Annotated in this window: 20 protein-coding genes and 8 pseudogenes; 16 read left to right on the plus strand and 12 right to left on the minus strand. The window is 63.5% G+C overall.

Translation table 11 applies throughout. The features are described from left to right. Positions 1-33: 33 nt before the first annotated feature. The 3 genes from uvrC to ABIN98_RS01045 all read right to left on the minus strand — a co-directional run bounded on the left by uvrC (position 34) and on the right by ABIN98_RS01045 (position 3,858). Entirely contained in the window at positions 34-2,064 is a 2,031-nt protein-coding gene (uvrC, locus tag ABIN98_RS01035) for an excinuclease ABC subunit UvrC (RefSeq protein ID WP_346906607.1), read from the minus strand. A gap of 65 nt (positions 2,065-2,129) precedes the next feature. Further along, positions 2,130-2,894, minus strand: a complete 765-nt coding sequence (locus ABIN98_RS01040; RefSeq protein WP_346906609.1) for an SDR family oxidoreductase — start codon at positions 2,892-2,894, stop codon at positions 2,130-2,132. 19 nt (positions 2,895-2,913) lie between these two features. Beyond that, the gene (locus tag ABIN98_RS01045) at positions 2,914-3,858 is read right to left on the minus strand and encodes a calcium/sodium antiporter (protein ID WP_346906610.1); all 945 of its coding nucleotides are present in this window, start codon (positions 3,856-3,858) and stop codon (positions 2,914-2,916) included. Between the two features lie 251 nt (positions 3,859-4,109). On the opposite strand from ABIN98_RS01045, the gene ABIN98_RS01050 reads away from it, so the two are divergent. Beyond that, positions 4,110-4,754 (plus strand): outer membrane protein, encoded by a 645-nt coding sequence (locus tag ABIN98_RS01050; RefSeq protein ID WP_394701390.1) that lies wholly within the window; start codon positions 4,110-4,112, stop codon positions 4,752-4,754. A 55-nt stretch (positions 4,755-4,809) separates the two neighbouring features. On the opposite strand, the gene ABIN98_RS01055 is transcribed toward ABIN98_RS01050, so the two are convergent. Further along, positions 4,810-5,412 carry a glutathione S-transferase gene (locus ABIN98_RS01055; protein WP_346906612.1) on the minus strand — a complete coding sequence of 201 codons (603 nt, stop codon included), beginning with the start codon at positions 5,410-5,412 and terminating at the stop codon, positions 4,810-4,812. A gap of 166 nt (positions 5,413-5,578) precedes the next feature. Here ABIN98_RS01055 and ABIN98_RS01060 point away from each other — a divergent pair, with 166 nt between their 5' ends. Beyond that, positions 5,579-5,713 carry a hypothetical protein gene (locus ABIN98_RS01060; protein WP_346906614.1) on the plus strand — a complete coding sequence of 45 codons (135 nt, stop codon included), beginning with the start codon at positions 5,579-5,581 and terminating at the stop codon, positions 5,711-5,713. A gap of 20 nt (positions 5,714-5,733) precedes the next feature. On the opposite strand, the gene ABIN98_RS01065 is transcribed toward ABIN98_RS01060, so the two are convergent. The 3 genes from ABIN98_RS01065 to ABIN98_RS01075 form a co-directional block, all read right to left on the minus strand. Further along, a complete protein-coding gene (locus tag ABIN98_RS01065) occupies positions 5,734-6,423 on the minus strand; it encodes a ribonuclease T (RefSeq protein ID WP_346906616.1) in 690 nt (229 codons plus the stop codon). 134 nt (positions 6,424-6,557) lie between these two features. Continuing rightward, positions 6,558-6,902, minus strand: a complete 345-nt coding sequence (locus ABIN98_RS01070; protein ID WP_346906618.1) for a hypothetical protein — start codon at positions 6,900-6,902, stop codon at positions 6,558-6,560. Positions 6,903-7,009: 107 nt separating this feature from the next. Then, a complete protein-coding gene (locus ABIN98_RS01075) occupies positions 7,010-7,867 on the minus strand; it encodes a 23S rRNA (adenine(2030)-N(6))-methyltransferase RlmJ (RefSeq protein WP_346906620.1) in 858 nt (285 codons plus the stop codon). A gap of 46 nt (positions 7,868-7,913) precedes the next feature. On the opposite strand from ABIN98_RS01075, the pseudogene ABIN98_RS01080 reads away from it, so the two are divergent. Further along, positions 7,914-10,019, plus strand: a pseudogene (locus tag ABIN98_RS01080) (molybdopterin-dependent oxidoreductase). A gap of 259 nt (positions 10,020-10,278) precedes the next feature. On the opposite strand, the gene ABIN98_RS01085 reads toward ABIN98_RS01080, so the two are convergent. Further along, entirely contained in the window at positions 10,279-10,389 is a 111-nt protein-coding gene (locus ABIN98_RS01085) for a hypothetical protein (RefSeq protein WP_346906622.1), read from the minus strand. On the opposite strand from ABIN98_RS01085, the gene ABIN98_RS01090 reads away from it, so the two are divergent. Next, positions 10,337-10,525 (plus strand): hypothetical protein, encoded by a 189-nt coding sequence (locus ABIN98_RS01090; RefSeq protein WP_346906698.1) that lies wholly within the window; start codon positions 10,337-10,339, stop codon positions 10,523-10,525. The two genes, ABIN98_RS01085 and ABIN98_RS01090, sit on opposite strands and share 53 nt — an antisense overlap. On the opposite strand, the gene ABIN98_RS01095 is transcribed toward ABIN98_RS01090, so the two are convergent. From ABIN98_RS01095 to purM, 3 genes and pseudogenes are all read right to left on the minus strand, one after another. Beyond that, positions 10,522-11,241: a hypothetical protein gene (locus tag ABIN98_RS01095; RefSeq protein ID WP_346906624.1), complete on the minus strand. Its 720-nt coding sequence runs from the start codon at positions 11,239-11,241 to the stop codon at positions 10,522-10,524. The two genes, ABIN98_RS01090 and ABIN98_RS01095, sit on opposite strands and share 4 nt — an antisense overlap. Before the next feature lie 180 nt (positions 11,242-11,421). Further along, a pseudogene (gene purN / locus ABIN98_RS01100) lies at positions 11,422-12,005 on the minus strand (phosphoribosylglycinamide formyltransferase). Further along, positions 12,002-13,022, minus strand: a pseudogene (gene purM / locus ABIN98_RS01105) (phosphoribosylformylglycinamidine cyclo-ligase). Before purM ends, purN begins: the two co-directional pseudogenes overlap by 4 nt. A gap of 386 nt (positions 13,023-13,408) precedes the next feature. Here purM and ABIN98_RS01110 point away from each other — a divergent pair. The 12 genes and pseudogenes from ABIN98_RS01110 (at position 13,409) to ABIN98_RS01165 (ending at position 19,653) form a co-directional block, all read left to right on the plus strand. Beyond that, positions 13,409-13,714: a CDP-alcohol phosphatidyltransferase family protein gene (locus tag ABIN98_RS01110; protein ID WP_346906690.1), complete on the plus strand. Its 306-nt coding sequence runs from the start codon at positions 13,409-13,411 to the stop codon at positions 13,712-13,714. Further along, complete coding sequence (locus ABIN98_RS01115; protein WP_346906625.1) at positions 13,711-13,839, plus strand: hypothetical protein; 129 nt, start codon at positions 13,711-13,713, stop codon at positions 13,837-13,839. Before ABIN98_RS01110 ends, ABIN98_RS01115 begins: the two co-directional genes overlap by 4 nt. Further along, positions 13,839-14,967: pseudogene (locus ABIN98_RS01120) on the plus strand (AI-2E family transporter). The gene ABIN98_RS01115 and the pseudogene ABIN98_RS01120 overlap by 1 nt, the downstream one beginning before the upstream one ends. Continuing rightward, positions 14,960-15,702, plus strand: a pseudogene (locus ABIN98_RS01125) (hypothetical protein). The pseudogenes ABIN98_RS01120 and ABIN98_RS01125 overlap by 8 nt, the downstream one beginning before the upstream one ends. Before the next feature lie 22 nt (positions 15,703-15,724). Then, positions 15,725-15,898 (plus strand): hypothetical protein, encoded by a 174-nt coding sequence (locus ABIN98_RS01130; protein WP_346906629.1) that lies wholly within the window; start codon positions 15,725-15,727, stop codon positions 15,896-15,898. A 114-nt stretch (positions 15,899-16,012) separates the two neighbouring features. Next, positions 16,013-16,099, plus strand: a pseudogene (locus tag ABIN98_RS01135) (hypothetical protein); the annotation flags it as partial. 58 nt (positions 16,100-16,157) lie between these two features. Next, the gene (locus ABIN98_RS01140) at positions 16,158-16,862 is read left to right on the plus strand and encodes a hypothetical protein (RefSeq protein ID WP_346906630.1); all 705 of its coding nucleotides are present in this window, start codon (positions 16,158-16,160) and stop codon (positions 16,860-16,862) included. Between the two features lie 71 nt (positions 16,863-16,933). Further along, positions 16,934-17,287 (plus strand): annotated as a pseudogene (locus ABIN98_RS01145) (RNA degradosome polyphosphate kinase); the annotation flags it as partial. A 118-nt stretch (positions 17,288-17,405) separates the two neighbouring features. Beyond that, positions 17,406-17,564: a hypothetical protein gene (locus ABIN98_RS01150; protein ID WP_346906692.1), complete on the plus strand. Its 159-nt coding sequence runs from the start codon at positions 17,406-17,408 to the stop codon at positions 17,562-17,564. After that, positions 17,504-17,653 (plus strand): hypothetical protein, encoded by a 150-nt coding sequence (locus tag ABIN98_RS01155; RefSeq protein ID WP_346906694.1) that lies wholly within the window; start codon positions 17,504-17,506, stop codon positions 17,651-17,653. Before ABIN98_RS01150 ends, ABIN98_RS01155 begins: the two co-directional genes overlap by 61 nt. After that, entirely contained in the window at positions 17,634-18,005 is a 372-nt protein-coding gene (locus tag ABIN98_RS01160) for a hypothetical protein (protein ID WP_346906696.1), read from the plus strand. The genes ABIN98_RS01155 and ABIN98_RS01160 overlap by 20 nt, the downstream gene beginning before the upstream one ends. A gap of 91 nt (positions 18,006-18,096) precedes the next feature. Then, positions 18,097-19,653: pseudogene (locus ABIN98_RS01165) on the plus strand (Ppx/GppA family phosphatase). On the opposite strand, the gene ABIN98_RS01170 reads toward ABIN98_RS01165, so the two are convergent. Then, on the minus strand, positions 19,568-20,446 hold the full coding sequence (locus ABIN98_RS01170) for a glycosyltransferase family 25 protein (RefSeq protein ID WP_346906632.1): 879 nt from the start codon (positions 20,444-20,446) through the stop codon (positions 19,568-19,570). The pseudogene ABIN98_RS01165 and the gene ABIN98_RS01170 overlap by 86 nt on opposite strands. Positions 20,447-20,452: the final 6 nt, after the last annotated feature.

A 20,452-nucleotide genomic window follows, 5' to 3' on the forward strand; every position in this document is an offset into this window, starting at 1 on the left:
CTGCCGGTCAAGTGCGACCTGTTGCTGCGCTTTTCAACCGGCCTGGCGGAAATGGTCGTAGATTTGCCGCGCCATGGCTTCCGAAATGCCCTCGACCTTCGCCAGATCCTCGAGAGCGGCGCGCCCGACGCCCTTGGCTGTGCCGAAATGGTGCAGCAATGCGCGTTTGCGCGCCGGTCCGATCCCGTCGATCTCGTCGAGCGGGTTCTTGACCATCTCCTTCTTTCTGCGCGCCCGATGCGAGCCGATGGCAAAACGGTGCGCCTCGTCGCGCAGCCGCTGGATGAAATAAAGCACCGGATCGCGCGGCGGCAGCGTGAAATCCGGCTTGCCGGGAATGATGAAGCGCTCGCGCCCCGCATCGCGATCGACACCCTTGGCGACGCCGACCACATCGACCGCTTTATCGACGCCTAGATCCTTCAGGATCGTCATCACCGCATTGACCTGGCCGATGCCGCCATCGATCAGCAGCAGGTCGGGCCAGGCGGGCAAAGTGTCGGAGATGGCGTCGGCGCTGGCCTCCGCATCCTCTTCGACATTCTCGGCCGAACGGTCCGGAATGCCTTCTTCCTTGACCAGCCGCGAGAAGCGCCGCTCCATCACTTCGCGCATCATCGCGAAATCGTCGCCAGGCGTTGCCGTCTCCGACTTGATGTTGAACTTGCGGTACTGGTTCTTGGCAAAGCCCTCCGGCCCGGCGACGATCATCGCGCCGACCGCATTGGTGCCCATGATGTGCGAGTTGTCGAAGACCTCGACGCGCCGCGGCGCGCGCGACAGCTGCAGCGCTTCCGCCATTCCTCCCATCAGCTTGGCCTGCGAGGAGGTTTCGGCGAGCCTGCGGCCGAGCGCTTCCTTCGCGTTCGCCAGCGCATGCTCGACGAGATCGCGCCGTTCGCCGCGTTGCGGCCGCGTCACGGTCACCTTGCGCGGCGCCTTCAGCGACAGCGCCTCGGCCAGAAGCTCCGCCTCGGGCAGCGTCTCGGAGGTCAGGATCAGTCGCGGCACCGGCTTGTTGTCGTAGAACTGCGAAATGAACGCGCCGAGCACATCCTCCGGCTCGATTGCCGCGTCCGCTTTCGGAAAATAGGCGCGGTTGCCCCAGTTCTGGCCGGTGCGGAAGAAGAACACCTGGATGCAGGTCATGCCGCCCTGCTGCTGGATGGCGAAGACGTCGGCCTCCTCGACCGATTGCGGATTGATGCCCTGATGGCTCTGGATCGAGGTCAGCGCCGAGATCCGGTCGCGATAGACGGCGGCGCGTTCGAAATCGAGGTTCTCCGCCGCCGCCTGCATGGTCTTCGACAGGTCGGCCTGCACCGCCCGGCTGCGGCCGGACAGGAAGGCTTTCGCCTCCCGGACCAGTTCGGCATAGCCGTCCACCGAGATTTCGCCGGTGCAGGGGCCGGAGCAGCGCTTGATCTGGTAGAGCAGGCAGGGCCGTGTGCGGCTCTCATAGACGCTGTCGGTGCATGTCCTAAGCAGAAAGGCGCGCTGCAGCGCATTGATCGTCCGCCCGACCGCCGTCGCCGAGGCGAAGGGGCCGAAATAATCGCCCTTTTTTGTTTGCGCGCCGCGATGCTTGAAGATCCCGGGCGCCTCGTGGCCGCCGGTCAGCAGGATATAGGGAAACGACTTGTCGTCGCGCATCAGCACGTTGAAGCGCGGGCGAAGCCGCTTGATCAGGTTCGCCTCGAGCAGCAGCGCCTCGGTCTCGGTGCGCGTCGTGACGAATTCCATCGCCGCCGTCAGCGTGATCATCCTGGTGATGCGGTTGGAATGGCCGCGGCCCTGGGCGTAATTGGTCACCCGCTTTTTCAGGTTCGCCGCCTTGCCGACATAGAGCACGTCGCCGTCGCCATTGAACATGCGATAGACGCCCGGTGCGTTCGGCAGTCGCTTCACATAGGCCTTGATCAGATCCGCGCCCTGCAATTCCTCCGACAGATTGTCCGCCGTGTCCCAGACGAGATTCTTGCCGAGCGCGGCCGTGACGGGATCGTCGCCGCCATCCAGTTCGGTCTCGGCAATGCCGTTGTCGGGAATCGGTTTCGCGTTCATGTCTCAATTTCGGCGATGTCGCGCCGGGACATCAAGTGGGGTCGCAACTCTGCTGACACATGGTCCTATTCGGCGATGTCCGCAACGTCCGGTGTTTCCCAGGCGAGGTGCTGGCCGCCGTCGAGCGCGATCATTTGGCCGGTGATCGAGCGGTTTTCCCACAGATAGCGGATCGTCGCGCCGATTTCGGAAAGCTCCGCGCCATGCTGCAGCGGCACAGCTTGCGCCTGTTTCGCGAAATCCTCGTCGCTTTGCCGCGGGCTCTTCAGCGTCGGTCCGAGGCCGATGGCATTGACGCGGATGGAGGGCGCCAGCGCCTGCGCCATTGTCTGCGTCGCAGTCCACAATGTCGATTTCGACAGCGTGTAGGAAAAGAAGTTCGGGGTCAGCCGCCAGACACGTTGGTCGATCATGTTGACGATCAGTCCCTGGCCACCTTCGGGCAGGTTCGCCGCGACAGCCTCTGCGAGGAAGGCAGGGGCTTTGGCATGCACGGCGAAATGCCGGTCCCAGATGGTTTCGTCCAGCGTATCGATCGCGTCGTTTTCGAAGACGGACGCATTGTTGACCAGCAGGCCGATCGGTTGTCCGGCGAGTTCCGCCGCCTTTTTGGCTAGCGCGCGCGTGGCGGCCGTGTCGAAGAGGTCGGCCTGAACCGCATGGGCGACATGGCCGAGGCCTGTCAGTTCCGCCGCCAGCGCTTCCGCGTCTTCGAAGGACCGGTTGGCATGGATCACCACCGCGAAGCCGTTGGCCGCGAGATCCTCCGCAATGGCGCGGCCGATCCGTCTGGCCGCCCCCGTCACGAGGGCCGCACCTTTCACCTGCATGTCCTGGCTCTCCTGCAACTCACAAGACGACCGCGACATAGACGAGATAGGACGCGAACATGAGCGCGCCCAGGATCTTGCCCGTGGCGATCCGAGCGAAACAGATCACGGTCAGGGCCACTGCGGCGGCCAGCATGACCCACATATCGCGCTCGATCATGATGTGGGAAACCGGCACCGGGATGATCAGGCCGGTAACCCCCATGATCGCGCCGATATTGAAGATGTTGGAGCCGATGATATTGCCCAGCGCCACATCGGCCTTCTTGCGCCACGCCGCGGCCATGGTCGTCGCCAGTTCCGGCAGCGATGTGCCGACGGCAACGATGGTCAGGCCAATGGCAGCCTGCGAAATACCATAGGCCTCGGCGATGCCGGAGGCCCCGGAGACCGTCAGATGCGCCGCAATCGGCAAGCCGATCAGCCCGCCCGCCAGATGGATCGCGATCCTGGCCGGCGCATGCGGCAATTCGCCGAGTTCGTCATGATAGTCGCCGGTCTGCTCTTCTTCGACATGCGCGCGGGCCCGCAGGATCTGCACCAGCACGAAGAGTAGGAGCCCGGCAAACAAAAAGGCGGCTTCCGTCCTCGACAGCAGGTCGTCGCTGATCATCCACATGAAAGCGATGGTGAAGACGAGCATGACCGCCACGTTGCGCGCCAGGCCGGGCTGTTGGGCATGGACCACGGCGATGATGGCGGGAAGGCCGAGCACGAGCAGGACATTGGCGATATTCGATCCGACGACATTGCCGACGGCGATGTCGGGCACGCCCGAAAGCGCGGACTGGAGCGACACGACAAGTTCGGGCGCCGACGTTCCGAAGGCGACGACCGTCAGGCCGATGATCAGCGAAGGAATGCCGAGATTTTCCGCCAGACCGGCTGCGCCCTTGACCAGATAGTCGCCGGCGAACACGAGCAGTACGAGACCGGCGGCAAGCATGAGAATGTCGAGGAGCATGGAAACCTGTTGGAAAGAGGATTGCTCCGTCTATATAGGCGCACCGAACGGGAAAAAAGGGCCGACCCGACGATGTTGCTAAACCGACACACCGGTCCCCTGTCTTTTTTCAGCCACTGAATCTCCAAATTCCGGCAATGCATTCGCCGCAATCGGGAACGATTTGTGAAGGCGGGAGTTTGGGGCACAGACGTGCCTGAAACAGAGAACTGATTTCGGCACGCGCAACGGATACTTGCAAGGAGAGTAACATGCGCATGTTTGCTAAACTGGCCGGCGGAATTGCCATTGCGGCCCTTGCCGGCAATGCGGCCCTGGCTGCGGACGCCGTCGAGGCCCCGCCGTCGCCGCCGATGGCCGCTCCGGTCAATATCGTTCCGGCCGACACTTGGTCCGGCGTCTATGTCGGTGCATTTGGCGGCTATGACTGGGCGAATTTCGACGTCGACGGTACTGACGTCGATGTGGACGATTGGAACGCGGGCGCCTTCGCGGGCTACAACTGGCAAAACGGTTCGGTTGTCTACGGTGCGGAAGCCGATCTCGGCTACTCCGCCGGCTCGGCTTCTTCCGGAACAGACGGTCTTGATCGGGGCATGTACGGGTCTCTGCGCGGCCGTCTCGGCTACGCGTTCGATCCGTTCCTGATCTACGGTACGGGCGGTCTCGCTCTGGCCAATACCGAGCTTTCCGATGCGACCAGCTCCGACAGCAACACGCATGTCGGTTGGACGGTCGGCGCCGGCGCCGAAGCGCTGCTGACCGACAAGATCTTCAGCCGCCTGGAGTATCGCTATTCCGATTTCGGTTCGAAGGACTACACGCTCGACACCGGCACGGTCTCGTCCGGCTTCAGCGAGCACAGCGTGACGGCGGGTATCGGCGTCAAGTTCTGACCGGACGCAATCCGGCAATACAAGGCCCGCGCGGAGCGATCCGCGCGGGCCTTTTTCATCCCTGCGGCTTTAACGTCTCGTAGTCCGGGAAGGCTTCCGCGAAACGGGCCTCGAAGCGCTTCAGCTTCGGCCGCCCGCGCCGCCAGTTCAGATCGCCGAAACGCAAGTCGAGATAGCCGAGCATGGCGGCGACGGCGAACTGCCCGCCGGTCAGCTTCGTGGTCACCCGGGGGGCATTCTCGTTCAGCCAGTCGAGCCCGCGTGTCATCTTGCGCGCTTGCGTGTCGAGCCAGGGCTGATGGACCTTGTCTTCCGGGCGGAAACGCTTCTCGTAGATTTGCGCAATCAGCGTGTCGCAGATCCCGTCGCCCAGCGCTTCCAGGAACTCGGCCTCGATACGCTTCTTCGCATTGCGCGGATAGAGCTTGTGCCCGCTCATGCGGTCGAGTTCCTGCATGATCACGCGGCTGTCGAACAGAGCCGAACCGTCGTCCAGAACCAGCGTCGGGATCTTGCCGAGGGGATTGTTTCCGATCAGCTCCGTCGGTTCGTCCGAAGTGTTGACCTTTTCCGCCTCTATCGGCAACTCGAGCCACGCCGCAGCCATGCGGACCTTGGCGCTATAGGGGGAGGCAGGCGAATAGAGCAGGCGTGGCATGACGAGTGTTTCCCTCAAAAAGTTGGGCGGGACATGGCGGCCCAGGCAGTCGATCGCGCGGGAAGCCGCGCGGTCAAGGATGGAACGGAGTTCTCCTAACCACGTTTCTTCCCCAGTCGCAAAGCGGCGATGCAGATCGCCAAAACAAGGCGCAGGGAGAATTGTTATGGATAAGCAGAAACACGGCAAAACGATTGTGGAAGGCAATCACGGCCGCGACAAGAAAACGGACGCCGAAAAGACCAGGGAGCGTCGCGAGGAAAAAGGCCGCGACAATGCCGATATGATCGTCGAGAGATAGGAAAACGACGAGAACCGCCGCTAACGCAACGGCGGCATGACCGCGCCGGCCTTCCGGCAGTCATCGGCATCGACTTCCGGGCAGGATACGAAGCCGGATAGATCGCGCGACAGGCAAATGCGGATATCGCGAATATAGCGACGGTCGCAGGTCACCGCGACGGCGTCGTTCGGCAAGCCGGGATTGGCTGCGATAAAGGCTTCCTCGACGCTGTCGGGATCGACGGTCCGTGTCTGTGTGGCGGCTTCAAACGACTGCGGCATGGCGATCTTGTCGAACGCCATGCGCGTGGCGGTGAAATAGTCTTCCTGCGACAGGCCGGAACAGGTCCCGTGCTCGCTCCATTCATGCCGGATCAGGCCGGTCGATGGCATGATGTCGAGCATCGAATCGGACAGCGACCGCGGCACGCTCAGCGGCAGGTCGGTCGGGCAGGCTGTCGGGTAGCCGCTGGAGAATTGCGGCCAAAGCCCGTGCACGACGAAGCCGAACGGTTCGTCCGCTTCGCATTGCTGCCGGTTGGCCCGATCCCCATAGGAGGCGCAATAGCTGGGCGACCAGGACAGCGCCAGCACGTAGAAGTCGAAACCGCTCCCGACAGGCGCAGCGGGCGGCTCTGGCGCAACGGAAGCGGATTGCGCCGTGTCGTCACAACCGGCAAGCGCGAGGACGACGGCGAGCAGGGCTGCCGCGCGTCCAGGCCAGGACATGTCTATCGGGGAGCCAATATTACCGCAGGACGCGGCAATAGCTGTCATAGACGTTCCAGCGGTCCAGCCCGGAAAGGCAGAACTCCACGCTGTCGCCGAAGATGCCGGCAAAGCCCATATCGTACTCCACGAGATTACCAGAGCGTGCGCGTGTGACCGTCCGACATGGCGGCGGTCGCCTTGCAGTAGAGCCTGTCGATGCCCATCGGCTTTACCATCGCCGGCTCGTAGCGGTTCTCCCGGATATCGGAGATTGCGACGATGGAAAGTTCGGGCCTGTGATGGACTTCGCGCGCCTGGATTCCGAAGCGGCGCTCGATGCTGCGGAGATAACCGTTGCGGGCGCAGAAGGAATCGGGCTGGGCGGCGACATAGGGGCCCGGAGCGATCAGGTCGGCCGCATTCACAACCGTTGCCGGAACCGACAACAGGGCTGCGGCCAATACTCCGCGAATGACAGAAGAGATCCGGCTGGACATCGCGTGCTCCTTTGCGCAATCCGATGCAGCCTGATTACCGCATGAATTCGGTCCCGTCACCCCGTTTGCTATGGCCATGATGCCACAGTGAAAACGAAACGACGCCTTTACTCGCCGGCGAGCCAGTTGACGGCGTAGGAGCCCGAGCCCTTCTTGAATTCCAGCACCGAGGACAGCCAGGGCAGGATCGTCCGCAACTCGCTTTCCAGCGTAAAAGGCGGATTGACCACGATCATGCCGGAACCGTCGAATCGGACATCGGCGCCCGACGACCGCACCTCCAGCGAGGTGTCGAGGATGCGCGGGATCTTCAGCCCCCTCAGTTCCTCGCGGAATTCGGCGACGCCCTTGCGGTGCTTGACCGGGTACCACAACAGGAAGGTGCCGGTCGCGAAACGCTTGTGGCCTTCCTTCAGCGCGGTCAGGATGTTGAAGAACTCGTGATAGACCTCGAAAGGCGGGTCGACCAGCACGATGCCGCGCCGTTCCTTCGGTGGCAGGTGCGACTTGATGCCGAGCCAGCCGTCCAGCTTCGTGATGCGCGCCTGGACATCTCCCTCGAACTGCGCATGCAGGACCTCGAAGTCCTCCGGATGCAGTTCGAGCGCCGTCAGCCGGTCCTGCTTGCGAAACAGTTGGCGCGCGATCATCGGGGAGCCCGGATATTGCGTGACCCCGCCATCGGGGTTGAAGGAGCGCACCGCATCGAGATAGGGCCCGATCAGGGCGAGGACATCCGCCGGCGCGCGGTCGGCGGCCTCCATGACCTTGCCGATGCCGGTCTTCCATTCGCCGGTTTTCTGGGCCTGATCGGAAGACAGATCATAAAGTCCCAGCCCGGCATGGGTGTCGAGCACGCGGAAGGCGGCGTCCTTCTTCTGCATGTAGGCGATAACGCGGGCGAGCACGATGTGCTTGAACACATCGGCGAAGTTGCCGGCATGGAAAATATGGCGATAATTCATTTGCCGCTCCTATCGCGCCTTAGGGCTTCACGCTAGTCTCCGCCGCATGAATATAGCGCCTGAAATCGAGACATTCCGTTCAACCTGTCCGCATGATTGCCCGTCCTGCTGCGCCCTCGATGTCGAACGTATCGGGGGAACGCATATCGGCCGGATCCGCGGGGCGAAGGACAACACTTATACCGACGGCGTCATCTGCGCCAAGGTGGCCCGTTATGCGGAGCGCATCCACCATCCGGACAGGCTGCTTCATCCGCTGATCCGCAAGGGGCGAAAGGGTGAGGGCGGATGGCAGCAGGCGTCGTGGGACGTCGCGCTCGACCTCGTTGCGGAACGGTTCCTTGCGGCGGAGGAGAAATACGGCTCGGAAACGGTCTGGCCCTATTTCTTCGCCGGCACCATGGGGCAGGTGCAACGGGATGGCATTCACCGGCTGAAACACGCCAAGCGCTATTCCAACCAGTTCGACACGATCTGCACCAACATGGCCTGGACCGGCTATGTCATGGGCACCGGCCGCCTTGCCGGGCCGGATCCGCGCGAGATGGCGAAATCCGATTGCGTGGTCATCTGGGGCACCAATCCCGTGTCCACCCAGGTCAATGTGATGACCCACGCCATCAAGGCGCGTAAGGAGCGCGGCGCGAAGATCGTCGCCATCGACATCTATGCCAACGACACCATCGCACAGGCCGATATCGGGCTTATCCTCAAGCCCGGAACCGATGCGGCGCTCGCTTGCGCGGTGATGCATGTCGCCTTCCGGGACGGTTACGCCGACCGCGATTTCATGAGTAAATACAGCGACAAGCCGGCGGAACTTGAATCGCATCTGGCGACGCGCACGCCCGAATGGGCCGCCTCGATCACCGGGCTGACGGTCGACGAGATCGAGGCCTTTGCCAGGCTGATCGGCACGACGAAACGGACCTTCTTCCGCCTCGGCTACGGCTTCACCCGCAATCGCAATGGCGCGGTCTCGATGCATGCCGCAGCCTGCGTGCCGACCGTGCTCGGCTCATGGCAATATGAGGGTGGCGGCGCCTTCCACAACAATGGCGACATCTACAAGCTCGACAAGCGCGAACTGACCGGCGCGTCTTATGCCGACCCGGACATCCGCTGGCTCGACCAGTCGAAGATCGGCCGCGTGCTGACCGGCGACATCGAGGCTCTCGCGGGCGGTCCGCCGGTGACCGCGATGCTGATCCAGAACACCAATCCGGCCAATGTCATGCCCGAACAGGAACTGGTGCGCGCCGGGCTCGCCCGCCTCGACCTGTTCACTGTCGTCCACGAGCAATTCATGACGGACACGGCGGAAATCGCCGATGTCGTCCTGCCGGCAACGATGTTCCTGGAGCATGACGACATCTACAAGGGCGGCGGCCACCAGCATATCATGCTCGGCCCCAAGCTTATCGACGGCCCGGGCGAGACGCGGCCGAACCATTTCGTCTTCGAGGAACTGGCCAGGCGCCTCGGCGTCGCCGACAGGCCGGGTTTCGGCAAGAACCGAAAGCGAACTGATCGACCACCATCGTCGCTCCCTTCGGCGAGAGCTATGGCAGCCTGAAGGAAAAGGGCTGGGCCGATGTCCAGCCCGATTTCGACACTGCGCATTATGTCGGCGGTTTCGGACATGCCGACGGAAAATTCCGCTTCAGCCCCGATTGGCTTGCGGGGCCGTCTCCGAACAAGCCGCCGAAGGCGCTCGGCCCGCAGGGGCCGGCCGACCGTCTGCCGGCATTCCCCGACTATCTCGACCTGACAGAGCAGCCGGACGCGAACCATCCCTTCCGTCTCGCAACGTCGCCGTCACGCTCCTTCCTGAATTCGACCTTTGCCGAGACGCTCGGCTCGGTGAAACGCGAAAAGCGGCCGGAAGTGATGATCCATCCCGACGACGCGGCCTCGCTGGGCCTTGAGGACGGCGCCGCGGTCGCGCTCGCCAATTCACGCGGCGAGGTGCATCTGCATCTGAAAGTCTCCGACCGCCCGCGACGCGGCACGCTGATCGCCGAAGGTCTGTGGCCGAACAAGGCGCATCTGAACGGCTGCGGCATCAAACACGCTCACCGGCGCCGACAGCGTCGCCCCCTATGGCGGCGCGGCGGTGCATGACGCGAAGGTCCGGGTGAGGGCGATTTAGATCCTCACGCCTTCTCGGTCAGCTCGACCGTCGCCCCTTCTTCGATCGTCCGAGGCGCATTGTTCAGCTTCTCGATCGCGAAGCCGGCGGCCGCCTTGTATTTCGCCATGAACTCCCGCGCGCTCCTCGGCCGGGATCACGTCGTCGATATCGTCGAACTCGCCGCCGCAGCGCTCGTCCGACCATGTTGAGGAGGCCGAACGGGCCGGCGCCGCGATTGCGCAGGATCAGTTCCGAGATCGGGCCGCACAGCTTCTCGTCATAGGCGGCAAGAGCGTCCCGCCGTGACGCCATGGTCCAGCAGGCAGGTGCCCAGAATGCGCGCATCGATGATTGCCTGGCTCGCGCCGTTGGAGCCGGTCGGATACATCGCATGCGCGGCATCGCCGATCAGGGCGACATTGCCGTTCGCGCCATGTGGAGATCGGATCGCGGTCGATCATCGGGTTTTCATAGGCTACATCGGCGCCGCGCAGCAGCGCCGGCGCGTCGAGCACAGTCATTAGGTCCAGCCCTCGAAATGCTGGATGAAATCGTCAATCTCGACCGGCTTGAACCACCCCGAATTCTTCCAGCCCTCGGAATTGTCGACGGTCACTTCGGCAATCCAGTTGATCATGGCGAGACCGGTTTCCGGATCGGGATGCGAGATCGGATAGATCACCATGCGGTGCTTGTGCGTGCCGAGGCCGACGAAGGACGAGCCGGTGCGGATCGGTTTCGCCATAGTGGTGCCGCGCCACATGATCGCGCCGCCCCAGTGGATCGGCGGCTGGTCCGGATGCATCTGCGCGCGGATCGAGGAATGGATCCCGTCCGCGCCGATCAGCAGCGTGCCGGTCTCGCGCGATGTCGAGCCGTCGGCGTGTTCGACGATCGCCGTCACGCTGCCGTCGGTATTGTTTTCGTACCCGGTCACGCAGGCTACCCAGACGAAGGGCGTCCCTCGCCGGCGCGGGCCGTGAATGTGTTCGCGAGCAGCATGTGGAAGAGGCCGCGATGCACCGCATATTGCGGCCAGTTGTAGCCGGCGAGCAGGCCGCGCGTTTTCCGAATAGATGTCGTTGCCGTTGAGCCCGACCAGCGCCCATTCCTTCGCCGGCAAGCCGACCTTGTCCATCTCGTCCGGTCCGATGCCGAGATCGTAAAGTTCGCGCACGGCGTTCGGCTGGATGTTGATGCCGACGCCGAGCGGACGCAATTCGCGCACGGCTTCGAACACGAGGCAGGGCACGCCGATCTGGTTGAGCGTCAGCGCGGTCCGCTAGTCCGCCAATACCGCCGCCGGCGATCATCACAAGGGGTTGGGCCATGTACTTCATTCCTCCGCAAGGCCCGGCGTTATTATCAAGAAACCGCGCCAACGCAACGTTGACGGCCGCCGGGCAGCAGCTTTGATATGTCAGTCTTCGATTGAGCGGGCGATCTTCGCCAGCGCCAGCGGATAGAGCCGGTGCTCCTGTTCCAGCACCCGTGCGGCGAGCTTGTCCGCCGTATCGTCCGGCAGGACGGGCACTTCGGCCTGGCAGATCACAGGGCCTTCATCCATTCCGGCGGTGACGTGATGCACCGAGCAGCCATGGGTCGCATCGCCCGCCTCGATGGCGCGGGCGTGGGTGTCGAGCCCCTTGTGCTTCGGCAAACAGGGAAGGGTGGATGTTGATGATCCGGCCCTTCCATGGTTCGTAGGAACTCGCCGGACAGCAGCCGCATGAATCCGGCGAGGCAGACGATCTCCACGCCGGCCTCGTCCAGCGCCTGCTGGATCGCCTCCTCATGGGCGCGTTTCGATCCATGCGAGGAGCGCGCCACGGCGCGGGCGGCGATACCTTCACTCCGTGCCGTTTCCAGCCCTTTCGCCTCCCGGTTGTCGGAGAGGACCAGCACGATTTCGGCGGGATAGTCCGGCGCCTTCGTCGCGCGGATAAGCGCCTCCATGTTGGAGCCGCGCCCGGAGATGAGCACGGCGACGCGCTTGCGCTTCAAAGGTCCAGCTCGCCGCGATAGGTCACGCGCGCGCCGTCGCTGGAGCCCATCACGCCGATCCGCGTGACCGTCTCGCCCTCGCGCTCCAGCACTTCGGCAACCGCTTCGCTGTCTTCAGGCGAGACGACGGCGATCATGCCGACGCCGCAATTGAAGGTCCGAAGCATCTCGTCGCGCGCCACGCCGCCCTGTGCCGCGAGCCAGGCGAAGACATGCGGCACATGAATAGCCGAAAGGTCGATCTCGGCGGTCATGCCGTCCGGCAGCACGCGCGGGATATTCTCCCGGGAAACCGCCGCCGGTGATATGCGCCAGCGCCTTGATCGCACCGGTCTCGCGGATCGCCGCCAGCACGGATTTCACATAGATGCGGGTCGGGTCGAGCAGGGCTTCGCCCAGCGTGCGCTCCTTGTCGAACGGCGCCCGACGCGCCATAGGAAAGCCCCGACATCCCGACGATGTGGCGCACCAGCGAATAGCCGTTGGAATGGATGCCCGCCGAGGCGAGGCCGAGGATCACGTCGCCCTCGGCGATATCGGTTTTCGGCAGCAATTGCCCGCGTTCCGCCGCGCCGACGGCAAAGCCCGCGAGGGTCGTAATCGCCTGACGCATACATCGCCGGGCATTTCCGCCGTTTCGCCGCCGAGCAGCGCGCAGCCCGCCTGCCGGCACCCCTCGGCGATACCTGAAACGATATCCGATCCTTGTTTGACGTCCAGCTTTCCGGTCGCGAAATAGTCGAGGAAGAACAGCGGTTCCGCGCCCTGCACGACGAGGTCGTTGACGCACATGGCGACGAGATCGATGCCGACCGTGTCGTGGATGCCCGCCTCGATCGCCACCTTCAGCTTGGTGCCGACGCCGTCATTGGCGGCGACGAGGACCGGATCGGAGAAACCGGCCGCCTTGAGGTCGAACAATCCGCCGAACCCGCCGATCGTCCCGTCCGCGCCGGAACGCCGGGTCGATTTCACCATCGGCTTGATCGCCTCGACCAGCGCATTGCCGGCGTCGATATCGACGCCCGCATCGGCATAGGAGAGGCCGTTTCTTTCCGTCCCGCGAAGTTTCCGACATGGCGCGTTTGCCCTGCAATGTCCCTGATTGGCCGCTCTATTGCACGGCACAGACGCTGTTTCCAGTGCCGGGCGCGGACCTGCCCACAGCAATTTGCATGGGCGCGCGAGAAAGGCTTTTGCGCCGGCACGGCCGCATATCTATATGACAGTGAAAACGACGGGAAATGAATGACCTCGCGCTTCTGGACAATACCCAACGCGATCTCGCTTGCGCGCTTGGGCGATGATTCCGTTCATCGTCCAGGCGATCCTGCAGGAAGCGTGGATGACCGGCTTCGTGCTGTTCCTGATAGCCGGCCCTGTCGGACGGAGTTGACGGCTTCATTGCCCGTTATTTCCAGCAGGGTTCCCGTTTCGGAACCTATATCGACCCGCTGGCCGACAAGGCTTTGACCATCGCGGTCTTCTCGGCCTTCGCCGCCGACGGCATCGTGCCGGTGTGGCTGCTCGTGCTGATCCTCGTGCGCGACATCGCCATCGTCGTCGGCGCAATGCTGATGGCGACGCGCGGCGCGGCGTACGCCATCCGGCCCTTGCCGATCTCGAAGGTCAACACGGCCATCCTGATCGTCTTGGCCGGCTGGCTCTGCTCGCCGCAAACGCCTTTGAATGGTCGCTTCCCGGCGTGAATTATGCTCTGATCGCACTTGTCGTTTTCCTGACCGCTGTTTCTGCGGCGGCCTATGTCCGCTTGCTGATCGGCGGTCTTGGCGGGACCGCCGCGGAGCAAGTCGGACAACCGGACGAGACCTGATGAGCAAGCACATCTCCACCGCCTATCTGAAACGCCAGGCCCTCTTCTGGCTGGCGGCGGCGGCCCGTCTTCATCCTCTTCGTCTATGTCTTCCGTTCGGTCCTGCTGCCCTTCGTGGCGGGCCTTGCGCTTGCCTATTTCATGGATCCCGTCGCCGATTTCTTCGAACGCCGCGGCCTGTCGCGGCTGGCCTCGACCATCGTCATCCTGCTCGGATTCGTCATCGCGCTGGTTATCGCTCTGGCTGTCATCGTCCCGATCCTGGTGACCCAGGCGAATGATTTCTTCTCCAATTTCCCCGCAATATATCTCGCAGCTCCCAGGCGCTGTTTTCCCGTCTCAGCCTCGAGACCGGCTGGCTGGCGAACTATATCGGCATCAATGCCGAGGATCTTCAGGGCGGGTTCAACGAACTGCTGAAGCAGGGCGCGGGTTTCCTGACGACGCTCTTTCCAGGGCCTGTGGTCGTCCGGCAAGGCCGTCATCGATGTCGCCGGCCTGCTGATCGTCACGCCGGTCGTCGCCTTCTACATGCTGCTCGACTGGGACCGCATGGTCGCCAAACTCGACGCCTGGGTGCCGCGCGATCATGTCGATAGCGTCCGCCGGCTTGGCCGCGACATCAACAAGACCATCGCCGGCTTCGTCCGCGGCCAGGGCACGGTCTGCCTTAATCCTCGGCACCTTCTACGCCATCGGCCTGACGGTCACGGGGCTCAATTTCGGCTTGCTGATCGGCCTGTTCGCCGGCCTGATCAGCTTCATTCCCTATGTAGGCCTCGCTGGTCGGGCTGGTGTTGTCGGTCGGGGTCGCCATCGTCCAGTTCTGGCCCGACTGGATCTCGGTGGTGATGGTGGCCGCCGTCTTCTTCATCGGCCAGGCGGTCGAGGGCAACATCCTGCAGCCCAAGCTGGTCGGCGACAGTGTCGGCCTGCACCCGGTCTGGCTGATGTTCGCGCTCTTTGCCTTTGGCGCGCTGTTCGGTTTCACCGGCCTGCTGATCGCGGTAACCCGCCGCTTCGGCCATCGGCGTCCTCGTTCGCTTCGCGCTGGAGAAATATCTGGATTCCGATCTCTATGTCGGGCAATCGGAGGCCGGCGCCAAGATGCCGGCGAATGATGAATGATCCGGCCGGTTCGCCGGACCGAAACTCCATGACGAAGACCGATTCCCAGCTGCTTCTCGATATCGGCCTGTCGGGCTCCATGTCGCGCGACGACCTGATCGTCACCCGCGCCAACCGCGCGGCGGTGACGCTGGTCGAGCGCTGGCCGGACTGGCCCGGCCCCTTCGTCATCGTGGCCGGCCCGCCCGGCTCGGGAAAGACCCATCTGGCGACCATCTGGCGCGAGGAGGCGGTCGCGCGGGCCTGCGATCCCCGCCGATCTGACGGCCGCCGATCTCGACGCGCCGCACAGGCCGGCCAGCCGATCCTGACTCGACGGGGTGGAGCCCGGCGCTTTCGACGAGACGGTGCTGTTTCACATCATGAACGCGGTGCGGTCGGCTGGCGGAAGCCTGCTGATGACCCTCGGCCCACTGGCCCGGTGCCTGGCAGGTGCGGACGCCGGATCTGCGTTCGCGCATCCAGGCCGCCACCACGGTCGAGATCGACGAGCCGGACGACGAGCTTCTCATCGGCGTCATGACGAAACTCTTCGCCGACCGGGCAGATCGCGGTCGACGGCCTCCGTCATCCGCTATATCGCCAGCCGCATCGAGCGGTCGCTGGCCAGCGCCCGGCTGAACGTCGAGCGCCCTCGACAAGGCCTCGCTGGCGCGAAAGGCGAAGATCACCCGTGCGTTTGCCGCCGCATTCGTGCGCGAGTATGACGACAATCAGGGCGAGTTTGGCTTCTAGGTCGCGGCAAACGGTCGCGATCATGTCATCCTTGCGTGGCATTGCGCCCATGACCGCCTTGGGATCAAACTGGTACAAGCCCCGCATGGAATCGGACCGGAAAAAACGCGAAATGACCGATATTGTCCACACGACGACCGAACAGCCGCAAGGCGGCGACGCCGATGCGGTCGCGCCCATCGCGACAACGGGATGACGCCTTCGCGTTTCGTCAATCGCGAGTTTTCCTGGCTTCAGTTCAACTGGCGGGGTTCTCGACGAGGCGCGCAACACCAAGCATCCGCTGCTCGAAAGGCTGCGCTTCCTGTCGATTTCCGCCGACAATCTCGACGAGTTCTTCATGGTGCGTGTCGCGGGTCTCGCGGGCCAGGTTCGCGAAGGCATCGCCGAACGCTCCTCCGACGGCCTGACGCCGCAGGAACAACTCCGACGCGATCTTCGAGGAATCCGGCAAGTTGCAGACCGAGCAGCAGGTCGTCCTCGCAGAACTGCAGGAGGAACTGGAAGCGCAGGGCATCGAGATCGTTCGCAGCGAACAGCTCGAACGGCAGGATCTCCAGTGGCTGGAGGAGCACTTCCTCGAGACGATCTTCCCGGTCCTGACGCCGCTCTCCATCGACCCGGCGCATCCGTTCCCCTTCATCCCCAATCTGGGCTTCTCGATCGCGCTGGAACTCGTCCATCGCCATCGGCGCGAGCAGATGAACGCGCTGCTGCGCTTCCCGGTCTCGCTGGAACCGCTTCGTCTCCATTCCGACCGAGGGCGCGGGCTATCGCTTCATCAGCCTCGAAGACGTCATCGGCCTCTATATCGCCAAGCTCTAATCCCGGGCTACGAGGTGAAGGGGAAGGGCACCTTCCGCGTCATCCGCGACAGCGACATCGAGGTCGAGGAGGAGGCCGAGGATCTCGTCCGCCTGTTCGAGACAGCGCTGAAACGCCGCCGCCGCGGCCAGGTGGTCCGTATCGAGTTCGATCACGAAATGCCGCAGGGCCTGCGCGAGTTCGTGGCGCATGAACTGGAAGTGCCCGAGATGCGCGTCAGCGTGCAGCCGGGCATTCTCGCGCTCAACACCGTCTCGGAAATCGTCTCGATCGATCGCGACGATCGAATTTCGAACCCTATTCGGCCGCTTTCCCGAACGCATTCGCGAGCATAGCGGCGACTGCTTCGCGGCGATCCGCGAGAAGGGACATCATCGTCCACCACCCCTATGAATCCTTCGACGTGGTGGTCCAGTTTCTCCGCCAGGCGGCGATGGATCCGAACGTACTCGCCGTCAAACAGACGCTCTACCGCACCTCGGAAGACAGCCCGATCATCCGCGCCCTGATCGACGCGGCCGAGGCCGGCAAGTCGGTCACCGCTCTGATCGAACTGAAGGCACGCTTCGACGAGGAGGCGAATATCCGCTGGGCGCGCGACCTCGAACGCGCCGGCGTGCAGGTCGTCTATGGCTTCTTCGAGATGAAGACGCACGCGAAAATGTCGCTCGTCGTCCGCCGCGAGGACAAGCGCCTGCGCAACTATGTGCATCTCGGCACCGGCAACTACCACCCGGTCACGGCGAAGATCTACACGGACCTGTCCTTCTTCACCTGCAATCCCGTGATTGCCCATGACGTGGCGCAGGTCTTCAATTTCAATCACCGGATATGCCGACCCCGGTTCCGACATGAAGCTGGCGGTGTCGCCGCGTTTCATGCGCAATCGGATCCTGCATCACATCGCGCAGGAAATCGAACATGCGAAGGCGGGGCGCCCCGCCGAGATCTGGTTCAAGATGGAATGCGCTTGTGGATGCGGCCATCATCGACGCGCTCTAACGACGCCAGCGCCGCCGGCGTTCAGGTCGACATGATCGTGCGCGGCATTTGTTGCCTGCGCCCGCAGGTTTCCGGGCCTGTCGGAAAACATCCGCGTCAAATCGATCGTCGGGCGTTTTCTTGAGCACAGCCGCATCTATTGCTTCGGCAACGGCCACGGCCTGCCGTCCGACGAGGCGATCATCTATATCGGTTCGGCGGATCTGATGCCGCGCAATCTCGACCGCCGCGTCGAGACACTGGTGCCGCTTCAAAATCCGACGGTGCACGAACAGGTGCTCGGCCAGATCATGCTGGCCAATCTCCTCGACAACCAGCAGAGCTTCGAGCTTCTGCCGGACGGACGGTCGCGCCGCATGACGGCCGGCAAGGATGAGCAACCTTTCGACGCGCAGAAATATTTCATGACCAATCCCGAGCCTTTCCGGTCGTGGAAAGTCGTTGAAATCCTCCGCGCCCCGTTTGATTGCGCATAAAATACGGGCAGAGAACAAGCAGGCCTAGGGTCAGGCCCCTGGGCTTCCGGTCAGGGCGTTCTGCCCTGCAATTCGGTGTTGGAACTGACAATTGATTGAGACCGAAGACGCCCAGGGACGCCTGAGAAACAGGCATCCGGTTGCCGTTATCGACATCGGATCGAACTCTGTCCGCCTCGTCATCTACGAGGGCTTGGTGCGCGCGCCTTCCATATTGTTCAACGAGAAGGTGCAGTGCGGGCTCGGCCGCGGCATCGCCGAAACCGGCGACATGGATCCGGACGCCGTAGAAAAACGCTCTCGCGGCGCTGCGGCGCTTTCGCGGGCTGGCCGACCAGGCGGGCGTCGAGCGGCTGGCCATTCTCGCCACCGCGGCGGCGCGGGAGGGCCGGCAATGGCCCACCCTTCATCGAGGAAGCCGAACGCAATCCTGCGCCAGGAGGTGTCACCGTGCTGAGCGGGCGCGAGGAAGCGCTCTATTCGGCCTATGGCATTCAATCCGCCTTCCGCAACATCGACGGCGTGACCGGAGATCTCGGCGGCGGCAGCCTCGAACTGGTCGAGATGAAGGATCACGCCATCGGCGACGGCCGCACGCTGCCCATCGGCGTCATCCGCCTCTCCGAGCGCGCCGAAGGCGATTACGAGAAGGCCGTCCTGATCGCCCGCGAGGAACTGACGTCGGTTCCGTTCCTGAAACAGGGGCAGGGGCGTAACTTCTATGCCGTCGGCGGCACATGGCGAAACCTCGCCAAGCTGCACATGGCGGCCAAGAACTACCCGCTGCACGTAAACCCATCACTACGAGATGGACGCCCCGGCCGCGATCCCTTTTCTCAAGAAGGTCGGCCGCAACAATGTCGAGAAGCTGAAAGGCATCGAGGACGTCTCGCGTTCCCGGCGCGCGCTTCTGCCCTATGGAGCGATTGTTCTCGCCGAGCTGATCCGGGTCATGAAGCCGGCGAAGGTGGTATTCTCCTCGGCCGGCGTGCGCGAAGGCTATCTCTACAGCCTGCTCAGCGAAGAGGACCGGCAGCTCGATGCCCTGATGGAGGCGTCGGAAGAGCTCTCGATCCTTCGCTCCCGTTCTCCACAGCATGCGCGCGAACTGGCGGACTGGACGGGAATCGCCTTCAAGGCCTTCGGCATCGACGAGACCGAGGACGAGCGCCGTTACCGCGAGGCGGCCTGCCGGCTGGCGGACATTTCCTGGCGCGCCCATCCCGACTATCGCGGCGACCAGGCGATGAACGTCATCGCCTATGGCTCCTTCACCCAGATCGACCATCCGGGCCGCGCCTATATCGCGCTCGCCAATTATTTCCGCCATGACGGGTTGAAGAACGCGACGCTCGCTCCGGAAATCCGCAAGATCTCCAGCGACCGGATCTGGGATCGAAGCCGCTATCTCGGCGCTTTCTTCCGTGTCGCATATCTGTTCACAGCGGCCATGCCCGGCGTCATCGGAGATGTCACCTGGCGCGCCAGGGACGACGGTTCGATGGAACTGGTGCTGCCGCCGCGCCTGGCGGACCTCTACGGCTCACGGCCGCTCGGCCGGGTCAACCAGCTGGCCAAGGACGGTCGGCCGCGAGATTTCGCTCGTCGTCACCGTATAGTCTCTCGGGCGCTATCCGGCTCGCGCTGATGATGCCGCCGCTGGCGAGATGCCGGCGCCGGCCATGGACCCGCCAAAGCATGTTGCGGACGTTGCGCTTCATTTCCTTGCGGAGCCGGCGCAGGAACGGCGCTTTCGCGACCTTTTGCCGGATGCGCGGGTCGACGGTCCGTTCGCTTTGGGCGACTGTTTGCATCGCATCCACATAACGATTGGCGAAGTCGCGCGGAAGCATCGACAACTGGCTGGCGACCACCGGTTCCGCCTGCAAAGCGCGCCAGCCGGGGCGCGGCCTGAATGTGAAGTCATCGATATGGTCGCAATAGGGATCGGACCATTCCAGGAGCTTTTCGGCCGCGCGCCTCGTCAGCACATAGGCGCCGCAGCTGGTCGAGTCCGACAGGATTCGCCGCAAGGGCCACCGGCCGATCGTCAGTTCGGGCGCGGAAAGCGGCACCGGATAGAACGCGCTGTCGAGCTTGACCACATCGAATTGCGGTCCCGCGGCCTCGAGAAGGCCCAGCAGTTCGACGAGGTCCGGCAGGAAGAACATGTCGTCTTCGAACACGGCCGCCATGTCGAGGTCTCGCGCCAGCACTGCCTGCCAGATTCTGCGATGGCTTTCGAAAACGCCGATCTGGCTCTTGACGATCTCCCAGCGCACCCCGGCGCCGGGCATGTAGCGGACATTGTCATAGTCCTCGATGCGGAGCGCATCGACGGCGGGAAATCGCTCGGCTTCAAGGCCGACTTTCCCGAACTCCTTTTCCATGTGGGCGCGGCGTTCGGGAACGCGGTCGAGATTGATGAAGAAACACTTCATGAGCCG

It is taken from the genome of uncultured Roseibium sp. (assembly GCF_963675095.2).
Classification (GTDB): Bacteria; Pseudomonadota; Alphaproteobacteria; order Rhizobiales; family Stappiaceae; genus Roseibium.